The sequence below is a fragment of the Psychrobacter sp. 1U1 genome (assembly GCF_051847535.1).
GTDB lineage: Bacteria > Pseudomonadota > Gammaproteobacteria > Pseudomonadales > Moraxellaceae > Psychrobacter > Psychrobacter saeujeotis.
In genome coordinates, this window is the sequence record NZ_JBPYDD010000002.1 from 257,093 (window position 1) to 271,495 (window position 14,403).

Annotated in this window: 11 protein-coding genes; 7 read left to right on the plus strand and 4 right to left on the minus strand. The window is 43.0% G+C overall.

The window, feature by feature from the left end:
• Window positions 1-224 precede the first annotated feature (224 nt).
• Together ACS8FB_RS03390 and ACS8FB_RS03395 are read right to left on the minus strand one after the other, a co-directional pair.
• Window positions 225-932 carry an HAD family hydrolase gene (locus ACS8FB_RS03390; RefSeq protein WP_439261004.1) on the minus strand — a complete coding sequence of 236 codons (708 nt, stop codon included), beginning with the start codon at window positions 930-932 and terminating at the stop codon, window positions 225-227.
• 246 nt (window positions 933-1,178) lie between these two features.
• A complete protein-coding gene (locus tag ACS8FB_RS03395; protein WP_439261005.1) occupies window positions 1,179-1,715 on the minus strand; it encodes a gamma carbonic anhydrase family protein in 537 nt (178 codons plus the stop codon).
• A 497-nt stretch (window positions 1,716-2,212) separates the two neighbouring features.
• On the opposite strand from ACS8FB_RS03395, the gene carA reads away from it, so the two are divergent.
• The 7 genes from carA (at window position 2,213) to ACS8FB_RS03430 (ending at window position 12,722) form a co-directional block, all read left to right on the plus strand.
• Window positions 2,213-3,454, plus strand: a complete 1,242-nt coding sequence (carA, locus tag ACS8FB_RS03400) for a glutamine-hydrolyzing carbamoyl-phosphate synthase small subunit (protein ID WP_439261006.1) — start codon at window positions 2,213-2,215, stop codon at window positions 3,452-3,454.
• A gap of 166 nt (window positions 3,455-3,620) precedes the next feature.
• Entirely contained in the window at window positions 3,621-6,884 is a 3,264-nt protein-coding gene (gene carB / locus ACS8FB_RS03405) for a carbamoyl-phosphate synthase large subunit (protein WP_439261007.1), read from the plus strand.
• A 252-nt stretch (window positions 6,885-7,136) separates the two neighbouring features.
• The gene (gene greA, locus ACS8FB_RS03410; RefSeq protein ID WP_299219453.1) at window positions 7,137-7,613 is read left to right on the plus strand and encodes a transcription elongation factor GreA; all 477 of its coding nucleotides are present in this window, start codon (window positions 7,137-7,139) and stop codon (window positions 7,611-7,613) included.
• Window positions 7,614-7,906: 293 nt separating this feature from the next.
• The gene (locus tag ACS8FB_RS03415) at window positions 7,907-8,860 is read left to right on the plus strand and encodes a hypothetical protein (protein ID WP_439261008.1); all 954 of its coding nucleotides are present in this window, start codon (window positions 7,907-7,909) and stop codon (window positions 8,858-8,860) included.
• Between the two features lie 192 nt (window positions 8,861-9,052).
• Entirely contained in the window at window positions 9,053-10,321 is a 1,269-nt protein-coding gene (locus tag ACS8FB_RS03420) for a putative DNA modification/repair radical SAM protein (RefSeq protein WP_439261009.1), read from the plus strand.
• A 12-nt stretch (window positions 10,322-10,333) separates the two neighbouring features.
• Window positions 10,334-11,206, plus strand: a complete 873-nt coding sequence (locus tag ACS8FB_RS03425; protein WP_439261010.1) for a TIGR03915 family putative DNA repair protein — start codon at window positions 10,334-10,336, stop codon at window positions 11,204-11,206.
• Window positions 11,207-11,345: 139 nt separating this feature from the next.
• Window positions 11,346-12,722 (plus strand): glycosyltransferase, encoded by a 1,377-nt coding sequence (locus tag ACS8FB_RS03430; protein ID WP_439261011.1) that lies wholly within the window; start codon window positions 11,346-11,348, stop codon window positions 12,720-12,722.
• Window positions 12,723-12,782: 60 nt separating this feature from the next.
• On the opposite strand, the gene ACS8FB_RS03435 is transcribed toward ACS8FB_RS03430, so the two are convergent.
• Both ACS8FB_RS03435 and ACS8FB_RS03440 read right to left on the minus strand, forming a co-directional pair.
• Window positions 12,783-13,439 carry a cupin domain-containing protein gene (locus tag ACS8FB_RS03435; RefSeq protein ID WP_439261012.1) on the minus strand — a complete coding sequence of 219 codons (657 nt, stop codon included), beginning with the start codon at window positions 13,437-13,439 and terminating at the stop codon, window positions 12,783-12,785.
• Window positions 13,414-14,154, minus strand: coding sequence for a gamma-glutamyl-gamma-aminobutyrate hydrolase family protein (locus ACS8FB_RS03440; RefSeq protein ID WP_439261013.1), 741 nt, complete (start codon window positions 14,152-14,154; stop codon window positions 13,414-13,416). Before ACS8FB_RS03440 ends, ACS8FB_RS03435 begins: the two co-directional genes overlap by 26 nt.
• Between the last annotated feature and the right edge of the window lie 249 nt (window positions 14,155-14,403).

Genomic DNA, 14,403 nt, shown 5'->3' on the forward strand with positions numbered 1-14,403 from the left:
ACAAACATTATAACGTGTCACTGGTATAAATTTTACTTGCTTGCTGTGTCTACGCTGACAGAGGCTGCGCAAAATTTATCCCAGTAACACTGTATTTATTTTATAATGGATTGATAATATCTTACTGATATGGCGTTATATTAAATGAGATTGACATACAATGTCTGGCTAATTATTACTGTCTTTGTATTAAACAGCGTTTATATTAAGAAGCTTTACACAGCCTAAATCGACCAATCCTCTACTGCCCAGCGATGGGCAAGCGCATGCGCATGCAGGGCATCATCAGGTGAGACACAAATGGCAATATCCGCCCAATTTAATAACGGTATGTCATTTTTGGAGTCTGAATACGCGTAAGTTTTCTCAAACTTAACCCCTGCTATTTGCTGCTTATCAAGCCATTTATCAAGATGATAAATCTTGCCCGCTTGGAAGTTTGGCTTATCAGTCAATTTGCCAGTATAGCGCTCATCTTTGATTTCAAGCGGTGTAGCAAGCACATTGGCATCCGTAATGCCAAACCGTTCAGCAATGGCAGACACCACAAAGTCATTGGTCGCAGAAATAATCACAACATCATGACCTTGCTCAATGTGCTGACACAGTACTTCCATCGCTTTTGGACGAATATGAGGCTCGATTTCACTTTTAATATAATCTTCTCGCAACTCATGCAGTCTATCCATCGGCAAACTGCTCAAAAACTGCGCGACAAATTCATTATACTCCGTCGCATCAAGGGTGCCTTCGATATAGTCCTGATAAAACTTTTGGTTAGCAGTGCGATATTCGGCTTCATCGACGAGGTCATGTTTGACGATATATTCGCCCCATAGGTAATCGCTATCGACATCGAGTAAAGTGTGGTCTAAGTCAAATAACGCTAAGGTGCGTGCTACGAAAGCGGGGTCGATGTTTTTGGTGCTCATATGAAAATGCTCATTAGAAATAAATGTTGGTTAGGACGTTTTGATATCGTTCAATTGATTGATATAGTTAATGCTAAATAAAATGGATACGTTAGGTTATGACGCGCGACTGGTATCAGTTTTTTGCAGCCTCTGTCGGCGTAGGCACAGCAAGCCAGAAAAACTGATACCAGTCCCGCTGTATCTTTTTTATATTGAACTCATTATGCTTTTTATCGCTATTAACTTATCGTTATTAAAGTTGTTTTATTCTGGTTGCTCAATCTCTTTTAGACCAGTTTTAAACTTCTGACAACGCGCCGCATAATGCATAGCAGACTCTTTTATCATAGCCGCTTGCTCATCAGTCAGAGTTTTGACAACTTTTGCAGGGGCACCCATCACGAGAGAATTATCTGGAATTTGTTTGCCCTCAGTGACCAAAGCCTTTGCACCAATAATGCAATTTTTGCCAATTTTGACGTTGTTTAATACTACAGCGCCGATGCCAATCAGACTATTATCGTCTACCTCGCAGCCGTGCAACATGGCTAAATGACCGATAGTAACATAGTTACCAATTTTGACTTCAATACCTTCATCGGTATGGATAACGCTATTCTCCTGCACATTACTATAATCACCAATATGAATGCGCTCGTTATCACCGCGAATGACCGCTCCGAACCAAATACTGGCTTGATGACCCAGATAAACGTCACCGATGACGCGTGCTGAATCTGCGACCCAACCATTGAATGGACTAGCAAACTCAGGGGTTTTGTCTAAATACCGATAAATCATAACGAATCCTTGTTTTAGTTGTACGTGTTGGCTTTATTGTTTATTGGACATAATTAATTGCCGTCCATTGTGGCAAAGCTATGTCGTAAAATCCAGCCATTTTGATAGCAGACGTGTGGCTATATTGATGTTGAGTAGAGAGTTAGATTCCTTTTACTTAGGCTATTTTTATAATTTTGAAAGGCCTGTTTGCAACTATCCTTTGATAAGTGATTATTAAGCTTGTTAATCGGCTAGCTATATTGGCATATATTGTATATAATGCGCAAAATCTGTGCCTAAGCGAGCGGACATGATGCAAGTTACCTATTCACTACCCAGTGAGTTTTGTAGTTTTCATCAATAATGTCTTCTCGCTTTTTTGTGGAAAATTTTTGACTTTAGCCCTTTTTTATTCTGGTTTTGACAGCAGTTATAACAGTCTAAAAAGCACTTGTAAGCCAATATTTGAATCAACACATTATCATGGCACTCACCAATAATAGTGGAGGCACCCCTTGAGTTCATCGACAGAAATACAAGCAATTTTGGCACTAGCAGACGGTACGATTTTTCGCGGTGTCAGTATCGGTAGTCTTGGTCATCGTGTCGGCGAAGTGGTTTTTAACACAGCCATGACAGGGTACCAAGAAATCCTGACCGACCCAAGCTACGCACGCCAGCTAGTCACTCTCACCTATCCACATATTGGCAATACTGGTACTAACGCTGAAGATGTTGAGTCTGGTAACGGTCATCAAGTCTGGGCAGACGGTCTGATTATCCGCGATGCGACGATGGTTACTTCAAACTTTCGTAATTCAGAATCATTGAGCGATTATCTGCAAAATCATGATACAGTCGCTATTGCCGATATTGATACCCGTCAATTAACGCGTCTATTACGTGATAAAGGTGCGCAAAACGGCTGTATCCTGACGGCTTCTAATGGTGAAACCATCAGCAGCGATGACGAGCAGCGAGCCATTAAACTAGCACAAGAATTTGCTGGCTTAGAAGGCATGGACTTAGCAAAAGAATGCTGTACGCCAACAACGTTTGAGTGGACAGCAGGCAGCTGGGATTTATCAGATACTCTACTCAACCGTGACGTGCCCGGTAGCCATGATAGCGGTACAGGCGGCTTCTTTAAGCATTTGGGTACGCATGTTGAAGCAAAATATAACGTTGTTGCCTATGACTTCGGTAGTAAAACCAACATTCTACGTATGCTAGTAGATCGTGGCTGTCATGTGACTGTCGTGCCAGCACAAACGCCGATCAAAGACGTGCTCGCGATGAATCCAGACGGTATTTTCTTATCAAATGGTCCTGGCGACCCTGCTGCCTGTGATTACGCTATCGATGCGGTACGTCACATCATTGAAGAAACCGATGTTCCAACTTTTGGTATCTGCTTAGGTCATCAGTTGATTGGTCTTGCCAGTGGTGCCAACACCATCAAAATGAAAACTGGCCATCATGGTGCCAACCATCCTGTACAAGATTTGGCGACTGGTACAGTTATGATTACCAGTCAAAACCATGGTTTTGCGGTTGATGAAGATACGCTACCTGACAATGTGAAGTCTACCCATCGCTCATTATTCGACGGTACTAACCAAGGGATTGAGCTGACCAATAAACCAGTCTTTAGCTTCCAAGGTCACCCAGAAGCCAGCCCTGGCCCGCATGATGCTGCGCCACTGTTTGATAAATTTGCAGAGATGATGGCAGCTGCTAAGACGGCGAAGGCTTAAAGTCTTGACAACCAGTCATTAACCATAAGTAGATAGTCAACTGTCGAACAATAAATATAACGCTTGAATCATTAATAGCGGTTTAAGCGTTATCATACAAAACATGATAAGCCCTATAAAAGTATAGATTCACTAAAATATTATTTAAACGAAGGTAGCCCTAACTATGCCAAAACGTACCGACATAAAAAGCATTCTTATCATTGGCGCAGGCCCTATCGTCATCGGTCAAGCATGTGAGTTTGACTATTCAGGCGCGCAGGCGTGTAAAGCGCTAAAAGAAGAAGGCTACCGCGTCATCTTGGTCAACTCAAACCCTGCCACCATCATGACCGACCCTGTCATGGCTGACGCGACCTACATCGAGCCAATCACTTGGCAGACGGTCGAGCAAATCATCGCCACTGAGCGCCCTGACGCTATTTTGCCAACGATGGGCGGACAGACCGCGCTTAACTGTGCGCTAGATTTAGACAAGCATGGCGTACTGACCAAATATAACTGCGAGTTGATTGGTGCCACCAAAGATTCAATCGAGATGGCAGAAGACCGCGAGCTGTTTGACCAAGCCATGAAGCGTATTGGCCTTGAATGTCCGCGCGCTGAGACTGCTGAAACCATGGAAGAAGCCTTTGCTACTCAAGAAAAAATGGGCTATCCATGTATCATTCGCCCCTCATTTACTATGGGCGGCTCAGGTGGCGGTATCGCTTATAACCGCGATGAGTTTATCGAGATTTGTGAGCGCGGGTTTGATTTATCACCGAACCATCAATTGCTTATCGATGAGTCATTAATCGGTTGGAAAGAGTACGAGATGGAAGTGGTTCGTGACAAAAACGACAACTGCATCATCATCTGCGCCATTGAAAACTTTGACCCAATGGGCGTCCATACTGGCGACTCTATCACGGTTGCACCAGCACAAACTTTGACCGATAAAGAATACCAAATCATGCGCAATGCATCATTAGCAGTACTGCGTGAGATTGGTGTAGAAACTGGCGGCTCAAACGTACAGTTCGGTATCAACCCTGACACGGGTCGTATGGTTGTCATCGAGATGAACCCACGCGTCTCACGCTCATCAGCATTAGCATCAAAAGCCACAGGTTTCCCGATTGCCAAAATCGCAGCAAAACTGGCGATTGGTTATACCCTAGATGAGTTACAAAACGACATCACTGGTGGCGAGACTCCTGCCAGCTTTGAGCCTGCGCTTGATTATGTGGTCACTAAGATACCGCGTTTTAACTTTGAAAAGTTCCCACAAGCGGATAATATCCTATCGACGCAAATGAAATCAGTCGGTGAAGTCATGGCAATCGGTCGTAACTTCCAAGAGTCTATGCAAAAAGCCCTGCGCGGCATGGAGACAGGCGCTGATGGTTTTGATGAGCAAATCGATCTGGCAAAAGTACCTGCTGACAAAGCGCGTTCTGAGATTATTAACCGCCTGACTATTCCAACGCCTGAGCGTATTTACTATCTCGCTGATGCTTTTCGCGTCGGTATGACTGTCGATGAAGTATTCAACTTTACCAAAATTGACCCGTGGTTTTTGGTACAAATCGAAGACATTGTCAAAACCGAAGCACAAGTGAAAACCTTAGGCTTTGGCGGCTTAACTGAACAAAATATGCGTAGCTTTAAACGTAAAGGCTTATCAGACCTGCGTCTGGCGAAATTACTTGGTGTATCGCAAAAGCAGCTACGCAAAAAGCGTTGGGATCTAAACGTCTATCCAGTCTATAAGCGCGTCGATACCTGTGCCGCAGAGTTTGCTACCAGCACCGCTTATATGTACTCAACCTATGACAGCGAATGCGAAGCTAACCCAACCGACAAGAAAAAAATCATGGTCATCGGTGGTGGTCCTAACCGTATTGGCCAAGGTATTGAGTTTGACTATTGCTGTGTACATGCAGCGCTTGCCATGCGCGAAGATGGCTTTGAAACTATCATGGTCAACTGTAACCCTGAGACGGTTTCGACCGATTATGACACCTCAGATCGTCTTTACTTTGAGCCAATCACCTTAGAAGATGTGTTAGAGATTGTGCGTATCGAAAACCCAGACGGCGTCATCGTACAATTCGGTGGTCAAACCCCATTGAAACTTGCTCGTGCACTAGAGTCAGCCGGCGTTAAAATCATCGGTACCAGTCCTGATGCAATTGACCGTGCTGAAGACCGTGAGCGCTTCCAGCACATGATCCAACAACTAGACTTAGTACAACCATCAAATGCGTTGGCGACCAGTTTAGAAGACGGTTTGGTTAAAGCAAAAGACGTTGGCTATCCGTTAGTGGTACGCCCCTCTTACGTCCTAGGTGGTCGCGCTATGGAAATTGTCTATAACGAAGATGAGCTGAGACATTACTTGCGCACTGCCGTACAAGCATCCAACGAAGCACCAGTCCTATTAGATCGCTTCTTGGACGATGCCATCGAAGTCGATGTGGACTGTGTTTGTGACGGTAATGATGTCGTAATCGGCGGTATCATGCAGCATATCGAACAGGCGGGCGTACACTCTGGTGACTCTGCCTGTTCACTGCCGCCTTACTCGCTCTCTGATGAATTATGCGACGTGATGCGCGCGCAAACCGTTGCTATGGCAAAAGAGCTTGGCGTTATCGGTCTGATGAACGTACAGTTTGCCGTAAAAGGCAAAACGGTCTATATTTTAGAAGTTAACCCACGTGCTGCCCGTACGGTACCGTTTGTCTCTAAATGTATCGGTACGTCATTGGCACAAGTCGCAGCGCGCTGTATGGCTGGTACCTCGCTTAAAGATCAAGGCTTTACCAAAGAGATTGTCCCTGCATTTTATGCAGTAAAAGAAGCTGTATTCCCATTCGCCAAATTCCCTGGTGTCGATCCAATCTTAAGTCCTGAGATGAAATCAACCGGTGAAGTTATGGGCGTTGGTAAGACCTTTGGCGAAGCATTTTATAAAGCCGTTATTGGTAGTAATGAGCGTCTGCCAGGCTTGCCAACGGCAGGCGAAACCAAGACTGCCTTTATCTCAGTTCGTGATAGTGACAAAGCACAAATCGCTCCTATCGCACGTCAGTTGGCAGACTTTGGATTTGATATCGTTGCTACTACTGGCACCCAAAAAGTACTGAGCGATGCAGGTATTGAATGTCAGCAGATCAATAAAGTTACTGAAGGTCGTCCGCATATCGTTGATGCCTTGAAAAACGGTAAGATTGACCTTATTATCAACACAACCGAAGGCAAACAGGCACAGGAGGATTCGTTCTCCATCCGCCGTAGTGCGCTACAGGGCAAAGTATTTTATGTCACAACCTTAGGTGCCGCTGATGCCGTCTGCAAATCTTACGCGATTGACTTACCGTTTGATGTCTATAAGTTACAAGATTTGCATGAGCAAGCAAAGGTAGTTGACGCGACTGAATAAATTCAGTAAATTAACCATAATCGTAACCTTACCTTAATAGTATAATTTTTAAAAAGCATAGTGGCTTAATTGCGACTATGCTTTTTATCACGTAAGTTTATTGTAAGATACCAAATCAATTGTTGAATCCTTAACGTTTTAAAGATTGAACAACACAAAAACCATCTTTTTTATATTTCACATTTATTGTAATAACATCGACACCATCTCATTATGAGGTGGTGTGATGTTATTGGTTTAAGGAAAAAAACCATGCAACGTTACCCTATGACTCCACAAGGGCATGCCGCCTTAGAAGCCGAATTAAAACAACTAAAAAGCGTCGACCGTCCACGTATTACTGCTTCTATCGCTGAAGCTCGTGAACATGGTGACTTAAAAGAAAACGCTGAATATCATGCTGCCCGTGAGCAGCAAGGATTTTGTGAAGCACGTATCCGTGATATCGAAGCCAAGCTTGGCGGAGCTCAAGTCATTGACCCTACAACCTTAAAACAAGAAGGTCGTGTGGTGTTTGGTGTCACTGTCGTCATCGAAAATATGGATACTGAAGAAGAAAAACATTATAAAATCGTCGGCGATGACGAAGCTGATTTTAAAGTGGGTAAAATCTCTGTCAACTCCCCTATTGCCCGTGGCTTAATCGGTAAGTTTGAAGGCGATGAAGCTCGTATTGAAACGCCAAAAGGTGTGGTTGAATATGAAGTAATGAAAGTCATTTATGGTTAGTATAGAGACTTGGAATTATTGTTTATTAGCTACTGACTATAGAGTCCTTTGACAGCTATTTAGCTTTTGTAAATTACACAATTGTGCTTTTCTACTGATATTTTTTTAGTGCATAATTGTTTGGATTCAAATTAATACCTATCTTGTGATTGGTATCTGTCAAGCTGGCGGTTGCCATTAAGATTTCCACCCTTGTGGGTTGACACGGTCTACAGTGTTAGCTTACAAGGGTTTTTTCTATTTATATAATACTTATCTTAGCTTTATTTACTATCATCTGAAAGGACTCTGTCATGACCATGAATATTAGTGCGCCAAAAACACTTAACAAAAATCAGTTCGTATACATGAGAGTAACTCTTTTTAGCATATTGATTGGTTGTGTTCTTGCTACTTCTATGGCAAATGCTGCTTCTAAAATTGCTATTGGTCAGCCTACTACTGGCAATACTACTGTGGTCGAGCAGCACTCTAATGGCAAAAACGCGACCATTACTGCGATGCCTAATGGTATTACGATGCAAGACGGTCTACCGTTTTCAGTCGCTCAAATCTCCAATGTGCCACGCTATACTATTCATCAAGGCACCACTCAGGGCAGTACAACGATCACGACAGTTCCAGTTGATACGCTACCTCTTAATACCATACCAGTGACCAAACAAGTTACTCAAGCAGGTGTCCTAACCACTCCTGTAAATACAGTAGCCCAAGTACTGCCTGTTGCTACTAGTAATGAGATGCCAGTGTTGAATCAAACAACTAGCGCCCAGCCAACCATTAATCAAACTGTTACTAGCCAAGCAGTGACCAACCAAGTCGTCTCTATAGCAACATCTTTAGATACCTTACAACTACAACCAACTTTTAGCACACCCGATATCGTTGGCGCGCAAACTAAAATCATGAAAATTCTAAAAAATAGCGAGGGCCGCGACATGGCCGTACCGGCCAATCACGTCGCGCCCGGTGATGTTATTGAATACCACACCACTTATATCAATACGACTGCGCAGCCAGTGAGTGATATCAATGCAAAGGTGTCATTACCAAGCGGCGTCAAACTGGTGTCTTTAAACAGCTCGCTACCGACGTTTGCGACCACTGGTGGTGACAACTATCAGACCATCAAACAAGTTGGTAATACTGTCGTTGTTCAAGAGAATTATTCTGGTCTCAAATGGAACTTAGTCAACCTCGATGCCAATACGCCGCAGACTGTGATTATACGCGCTAAAGTTCAATAATCATCTATCCTACTATGGCGTATGCTGTTTTGACACATCACTTTATAAAAGGTCTTGAATGTTCAAGACCTTTTCTTGTTTCTTTATACGACACTATCTGTCGTGTTATACCCCTAATTCTTCTATAAATCCAATGACTTAGCGTTAATTTTGATAAAATAGTACTCTACTAATGAATGGGCACTATAACTTATGGCAACCATCAATTACGATCGATTACAAGGCAAACTTAACATCTTAGCGGACGCTGCTAAGTATGATGTTTCTTGCTCATCCTCAGCTGGCACGCGTAAAAATCAAGGTGGCGGACTCGGTGACGCTTCTGCGACAGGAATCTGTCACAGCTATACCGAAGACGGTCGCTGCGTCAGTTTGCTTAAAATTTTGCTGACCAATCATTGTATCTATGACTGCGCGTACTGCACCTCACGCAAAAGCAATGACACACCGCGCGCCGCTTTTAGTGTTGAGGAAGTGGTTGATCTGACCATGCAGTTTTATCGCCGTAACTATATTGAAGGGCTGTTTCTCAGCTCTGGTATCTTTAAAAGTGGCGACTATACGATGGAACGACTGGTCGAGGTCGCTAAAATCCTGCGTACTCGTGAGCGCTTTAACGGTTATATTCATCTAAAAACCATTCCTGGCGCGTCAAAAGAGCTGCTACTAGAAGCAGGGCTTTATGCTGATCGTCTCAGCGTCAATATTGAAATTCCAACCAAATCAGGGCTGGCTTTGCTTGCGCCAGAAAAGTCGCACGACGAGCTAAAAGCACCGATGGAAACGGTAAAAGAAGAGATCATTACCATCCGTGAAAGCCGTAAAACGCACAAAAAAGCACCAAAGTTCACTCCAGCGGGTCAAACCAGTCAAATGATTGTTGGCGCGAGCAATGAGACCGACTTACAAGTGATTCAGTTATCGAGTCATTTTTATAAGCAGTATGATTTAAAGCGGGTTTACTACTCAGGTTACGTGCCGATGCTTTCTGACAACCGCTTGCCAGCGATCGGTACGCCGGTGCCTATGGTGCGCGAAAACCGCCTATACCAAGCGGATTGGTTAATGCGTTTCTATGGTTTTGGCGCGCATGAAATCGTTGAGCCTGAGTCGCCATTTTTGGATTTAGACTGTGATCCAAAACTCGCTTGGGCTATCCGTCAACGCGAGCATTTTCCTGTCAATATTCAAACAGCAAGCTACGAGATGATTGTACGCATTCCAGGTATCGGCACCAAAACCGCCAAAAAAATAGTCAAAGCACGTAAGTTTAATCAGTTGACGCTTTACCATCTCAAAAAAATGGGCGCTGCGGTCAATCGTGCCAAATACTTTATCGCAACCACTGGTAAAAACGAGCATCTCGCGCATCTAACACGTGACAACTTTCGTCAATACGTACTGGCGCAGACGCAGACTAAGTACAAGGATCAACGCAGTGGGCAATTAGCACTGTTTTAAAAAGGAGCATATATGCTAGAGCTGGCCCCAAACATCGCGTACTCTGTTGGTCAATTGATACCCAGTATTGTGCTTTACGAGCCAAGTTTTGAAGGTTGGCTAAGTGCTGTCTTCTATGTTTATGCTAATAAATTACAAGACGATGCAGCACTACGATTGATTGCCCAAGACTGTTATGTACCTTCTTTGATTGCTCAAGCAACCAGCGTTGTGCCTAATGAAGAAAATGCTGAACGTGTATTGGTAAAATTAAACCAGCTATTAGGTCGCTCAGGTATGCGCAATTTACTTTGGGGATTTTTGTCTGAAAAGGACGACATTGGTACCACTTTATTTCAAGTAGTCAAATATGCTATTGGCTACCCTAGTCGCCATGTTATGCAGGACTTGGGTAACTTGAACATACTTGAGCTGGTACAAACTGTAAAGTCTGTCGGACGTGAAAAGCACCGTATGGAAGCCTTTGTGCGTTTTGAGCATACAACCAGTGACATCTATTTTGCCCGTGTTGAGCCTGATTTTAACGTCTTACCGCTGATTGGGGAGCATTTTCGGCAGCGCTATCAAGATCAGCATTGGGCCATCTATGATCTGGCTCGTGACTATGGCATTTACTATAATAAGAGTCAAAGCACGCCCACGCGCCCCGCTGCCCTACAAACCATCACTGAGCTTGATGAGGCAGTCCTTCGTCATCCTGCCAGTATTCATAGTGAGGACGAACAGCGCTATCAAAAATTTTGGCAAGGTTACTTTACCAACGTCAACATTAAAGAGCGCAAAAACCCTCGTTTGCACAGACAGTATTTACCGCAGCGCTATTGGAAATACTTAAGCGAAAAGCAAATATTGCCCAATGCTGAACACTTGCAAAAGCGTCGTTAGCCACTCATCAATTCTTTAAACTGTAAAAACTTGAGCCAGCATGGCGATTTGTCACCTCTAATCGGTCTTCATGGTTGAGTTTTCAGCATTTTTAACTGACAATAGCAGCTTGATATCCTAACTGGTGGCCCACGCTATTATGAAAGTTATGCGCTTACTGTCGTCCTTAAAGCATGATGAATCCGAACGTGGGATTTTTCATCTTGGACGTGCTTTGGCCAAAAACGGGCATACTTCTATTATTGTCTCTAGTGCCGATGATGATAACGATTTGGTCAAACGTTTAGAGCGAGATGGCAATATATACCATCAGCTGCATATGTATAAAAAATCATGGTTATCAATCTTACAAGTTGCCCCTTTACGTCATCTTATCGAACAATACAATCCTGATATTATCCATGTGCATTCACGCACACCTGCTTGGATATTGCATTTAGCCCTGCGCCGAGCACGCGTAAAACATCGACCAAAGCTAGTCTCAACCATGTATGGTTTTTATTCAATTAATAAATATTCACAAGCACTACTGGATGTCGATACTATTATTACGGTATCAGATAGTGTGACGAATTATTTGAGAAAAGGTCTACATCGCGAAGAGATCGATCCAAAGTCCATCAAGCGTATCTACCGCGGCGTTGATACGCGTCGTTATCCGTATCGGCACAACCCTTCTGTATATTGGTTGCGCCGTACCTTTGCAGAATATCCAGAGCTTGAACACAAGAAATGGTTGGTTTTTCCGACTATCATTGGTAATGAGTATGGACAAGAATGGCTGATTGATATTTTAGGTAATCTGCAAGAACAATTTCCCAACATTCACGCTATCATTATGGACGAAGACCATAGAGATGGTGATGTGGCGCATGAAGACTTTCGTCAACGCACCAATACGTTGGGTCTGGCCGAACGTATTACCTATGTCGGTCGTAAACGTAACGACATGCGCGAGTGGCTATCAGCGGCCAATATCGTTATGGCACTTGCCAACCAGCCTGAGTCTATCGGTATTAATGCCCTGCAGGCCATTCATCTAGGTACGCCCGTGATTGGTTGGGATCAGGCGGCTTTTAGTGAGATTTTGCAGCCGTTATACCCGCAGGGCTTGGTTAAAAAATATAATGCTCAGGCTCTATGCAAAGTTGTCAAAAGTCAGTTAGAAAGTGTCACTCGACCTGAGATGACAGATAAATTTACCATGCGCCAAATGATTAAAGAGACCATTGAAGTCTATCAAGGTCTGTATGAAGCACTGCAAAAAGAACAAAAAGCGTTGTTAGATGCTCACTCTTTACAAAGATCCAAAAAGCATCTAAAAGTGGCCAATTCTCCTTTTATCGATACTCATGATAAAAGGACAATAAATACAAAGATTAATCTATTAAAAAAGCCGCCAAAAATAACTGGCGACTCAGTGGCAAATATAGAACAGACTGCTAATGATAAAGCTGTCGTCACTAATAAAAGTAAAATGGATAAAAGTAAAACGGAACACGATTATAAGCAATAACAGTTAAGAACGAATTGCATTACTTTTTAGTATAGCAGCAACCCTATATAATCATTTTATCTAATAAGTCGTTGGTGTATGCGCACTCACTATATGAGTCACCGTATCGCTAGGATTGATAAAGGTATGCGGCTTCATGGTATCAATCACATAACTGTCCCCTTTATTTAGCAAGTATGTGGTCTCCTCGATACGAATCAAAATCTTGCCCTCAATGACCGTACCGATCTCTTCTCCTTCGTGAGCGATTTTTTCTTCCGTTGAGCTGTTGGGCTGATAGGTTTCAATCAAAAATCCCAAGTTTTTGGTTGTGCTGCAGTTGTATACCTGTTTGAGTGATACCCTGCTATTTGGTTCACTAAGCTCAATCAAATCTTTGGGAGTTACCACCACCCTTGCTTTAGGCTCTTTCCATTCATCACTAAAAAAAGTCGTCAAATCAGAGCCTAGCACCGCTAAAATCGCTTTTAATGTATTGACAGCCGGACTCACTTTATTACGCTCAATAGCACTGATTGAGGTATTAGTCAGTCCTGCAAGCCTTGCAAGCTTACGCTGTGAATAACCTTTAGCAAGTCGCAGCTGATTAATCTTTTTACCAATATCTTCTTCTGGTCGTTCATCCGCCTCCATGGCTGTCTGAGCCTTTTCGGCGGCGACTGTATCGTCTAAAGTGGTTGTATCTGAAACATTATCTAGAGAGTTTTTTGCTGGCATGTTGAATGAATTCCGTGAACAAAAATTTGGACAAGTTATCTTGCGCATAATTTAACTCAGGGTGCCATTGTACACCAATCATAAAAGGATGTTGTACTAAGCTGATTGCTTCTACTAGCCCATCACGTGCTACAGCTTCCACAGATAAGCGCTCTCCGACTTTATTGATGGCTTGCTTATGCAAGGAGTTGACATGCCATTCTTTGCCAAACTCCGCCAACCGTCCTTCTGGCTGGATTAAGACATCGTGTACAGGTTGATACTGTACCTCAAGAGGCGCGGTACTGTCTTCTAGATGCGGCTCATAAAACCCTTCGACTTCGCGCCAGTCTGGATGTAGCGTTCCCTCAAAATGTACATTCATCTCTTGTAGACCGCGGCAAACCGCTAATAAAGGTGTGCCTGTCTTATCTGCATGAGCCAGTAACTTAAAGCTCAGATCATCACGACCCAAATCTTGTTTTTCTTCAAGATGCGTTGCGCCATAACGGGTTGGCGCAACGTTACTATAGCTACCCGTCAATAAAATACCATCAAAAATTTCTAATAATGCGTCGAAGTTTGCACTATCGGCAGCTGTGTTTGGTAGCAATATAGGATTACCGCCATAAAAGTTCACAGCATCGATATATTTTTGATAAACCGACTGTGATGGCTGACCATCAACCATCTTATAACAAGAAACAATAGCGATTACAGGTCTAAAAGTATGCATGTCAATCTTCCTTGAATGTAACATCCGAACCTAAAACTTCAGATTGGATGAGCTTATAATGGCTTAAAATTTAACATACTCGCTCATAAAATGTAAACTATAAACTTCATTATTAATGCTACGGTATCCATAATGGTTATAATAAGTTACTTATTAATAGTTTTAAATAGTAATTGACATATATAAATTTCAATCATATATTGAATGACATCAGTAAGACAAAAGATACATTTCATCCATTAAGCGTAT